At 45.6% G+C, this 1,850-nt stretch carries 1 protein-coding gene; it reads right to left on the reverse strand.

The genetic code is table 11. The annotated features are described in order from the left end of the window. Positions 1-81: 81 nt before the first annotated feature. On the reverse strand, positions 82-1,362 hold the full coding sequence (gene ltrA, locus OB69_RS17600) for a group II intron reverse transcriptase/maturase (RefSeq protein ID WP_053225080.1): 1,281 nt from the start codon (positions 1,360-1,362) through the stop codon (positions 82-84). Positions 1,363-1,850: the final 488 nt, after the last annotated feature.

The following is a 1,850-nucleotide window of genomic DNA, read 5'->3' on the forward strand; positions in this document are numbered from 1 at the left end:
CAATCGAGTAGACGGCCGTGAGCCATAAGCCCACGGTGCGCCTCTCACACCACCAAGCGTACGGGTCTCGTACTTGGCGGTTCATTGAATTTGAGGTTGCGTTTTTAAGTAGTAATCTAGCATTGATTTATAACCTTTTCGTCTTAGTCTAGACAAGGTAATAGTTGTCCTCAGTATAGGGCTCTGGGCTACTGCCCAACCTCCCATCCGAGTTCTACTCCAAGCATAGGCTTGTCCCTGTTCGATTCCCAATCGGATTAGGTTCTTACGTTTCCGCTCTAGCTTTTTCCAGTCGTGCCATATACAATACCTCAAACGGTTTCGTAACCACTCATCGAGCGTTTTAAGTTTGGCCTGAATACTTGCCAATCGGTAGTTGTTCACCCATCCTTGCCACACTTGTTTGAGCTTCTCCAATCGTTCTTCGAAACTGTAGGGCAATGTTTTCTTGGTTATAGCTTTGAGCTTACGCTTCAAACTCTGCCAGCTCCCCTGTTTTACAACTAGTTGATATTTGCCTTTCTCACCCTTTTTGTAGGTTGGTGTAAATCCATGACCTAACAACTCAAAGGTGTTTGGTCTGCGAATACCGCTTTTCGCTCGGTTGATGGGTAAGTCTAATTCCTCTTTCAAGAACAAATACACTTCATTCCCCAACTTCTTTGCCTCGGCTTTTGATTTAGCATAAATACTAAAATCATCGGCATAGCGCACGAACCGCAGTCCCTTCCTTTCGAGCTCTTTGTCTAGTACATCAAGTAATATATTCGATAGTAACGGACTCAGCGGACTACCTTGTGGCACACCTTTCCTGCGCTTGCGTAACCTGCCGTTTATCAGCATTGGTGCACGTAGCCATTTGCGGATGAGCCACAGTGTAGTCGGGCATTTTACCTTGTTGTAAATCAGCTGTAGTAGTTTGTAGTGTTGCACTTCATCAAAGAAGCTCCTGAGATCAATGTCTACAATGTCTTGGTACCCATCATTGATGTGTTTCAAGCTTTGCTGGACTGCCTTATGGATGTTTCTCTGTGGACGAAATCCGTAGCTCTGCTCTTCAAATTCTAACTCGAACTTGGTCGCTAGCTGACGGCTTACTGCTTGTTGCAACCACCTGTCTACTACGGTGGGTACTCCCAAAAGTCGGGTTTTACCGTTTCCTTTGGGTATCTCTACTCCTTTGATAGCCTGTGGCACATACTTCCTGTTCAGGATTGAGTTGGCGAGTGATTGGACGTTCGCTTCTCTGAAAGAGGCTAACTCATAAACACTCATCTTGTCAACCCCTATGCTCCCTTTATTTCTTACTACTTGGTAGTATGAGCTTGTCAGGTTGCGTGGATGTAGTACTTTTTCTATCATTACTCTTTCTCTGTCCGCTTAAGCAAAGGCTATCCGTAGATTCCTTTGCGAATTAAGACGCAATTCAATGTTCAGTCCTTCCCTACTTTGTGAGACCTCTGCTTTTCACAGCTCGTTTGCCCATTGGTACTATGACTTCTGCTGACTTCTCTTCAGTGTACTCGACACCTAGAGACCTCCCTCGGTAAGATGAATATCCTTGCATGTATCTCTGCTACATCTACTATTTCGGTACGTTCCCAGATTGATAAGTCAATCAGAGATTTGGACTTCGGCAGCATGTGGTACCTCATCCGACCTTATAGCCTCTGTATGTAGTTTCTGTTCGTCAGTACACATACCGCAGTCTGGCTTACTTCACTGCATGGATCACTCCAAACCAGCTTGCCACTTACTTAGCTTCCGGGCACGACCCCAGCGCTTAAGGGACTTTCACCCGTTGGAACGGCCATCTTTTTGGCCTATATTCACCATTCAAGGCACACACA

Source organism: Roseivirga seohaensis subsp. aquiponti (assembly GCF_001267955.1).
Taxonomy (GTDB): Bacteria; Bacteroidota; Bacteroidia; order Cytophagales; family Cyclobacteriaceae; genus Roseivirga; species Roseivirga seohaensis.

Coding starts and splice junctions, on each gene's coding strand:
- ltrA (WP_053225080.1), bottom strand. CDS start 1,362: ATGATAGAAAAAGTACTACATCCACGCAACCTGACAAGCTCATACTAC.